General features: G+C 50.0%; 1 protein-coding gene. It reads right to left on the reverse strand.

Going from position 1 to position 846, the window contains the following annotated elements; all coding sequences use genetic code 11:
- Nucleotides 1-281 precede the first annotated feature (281 nt).
- Nucleotides 282-846, reverse strand: a 565-nt coding sequence (locus DU29_RS0128550) for an aminoglycoside adenylyltransferase family protein (RefSeq protein WP_028624758.1), incomplete at its 5' end; no start/stop codon positions are given.

Consider the following 846-nt stretch of genomic DNA (forward strand, 5'->3'; position numbering starts at 1 on the left):
TTCGGAAAAAGAGTTGGTAGCTCTTGATCCGGCAAACAAACCACCGCTGGTAGCGGTGGTTTTTTTGTTTGCAAGCAGCAGATTACGCGCAGAAAAAAAGGATCTCAAGAAGATCCTTTGATCTTTTCTACGGGGTCTGACGCTCAGTGGAACGAAAACTCACGTTAAGGGATTTTGGTCATGAGATTATCAAAAAGGATCTTCACCTAGATCCTTTTAAATTAAAAATGAAGTTTTAAATCAATCTAAAGTATATATGAGTAAACTTGGTCTGACAGTTATTATTTACCCACCACTTTGGTAATTTCGCCTTTCACGTAATGCACAAATTCTTCCAGCTGATCCGCACGGCTGGCCAGACGATCTTCTTCCTGGCCCAGATACGCCTGACGCGCTTCCAGAATCACCGGCTGATACTGCGCCGGCAGACGTTCCATGGCCCAATCCGCCGCCACATCTTTCGGCGCAATTTTGCCGGTCACCGCGCTATACCAAATACGGCTCAGGGTCAGCACCACGTTGCGTTCATCACCCGCCCAATCCGGCGGGCTGTTCCACAGGGTCAGGGTTTCGTTCAGCGCTTCAAACAGGTCCTGTTCCGGCACCGGATCAAACAGTTCTTCCGCTGCCGGACCAACCAGCGCCACGCTATGTTCACGCGCTTTGGTCAGCAGAATGGCCAGATCGATATCAATGGTCGCCGGTTCAAAAATGCCGGCCAGAATATCGTTACGCTGCCATTCGCCAAACTGCAGCTCACGTTTCGCCGGATAACGCCACGGAATAATGTCATCATGCACCACGATGGTCACTTCCACCGCACGCAGAATTTCGCTTTCACCCAGA

Source organism: Pseudomonas sp. Ant30-3 (genome assembly GCF_000690905.1).
Taxonomy (GTDB): domain Bacteria; phylum Pseudomonadota; class Gammaproteobacteria; order Pseudomonadales; family Pseudomonadaceae; genus Aquipseudomonas.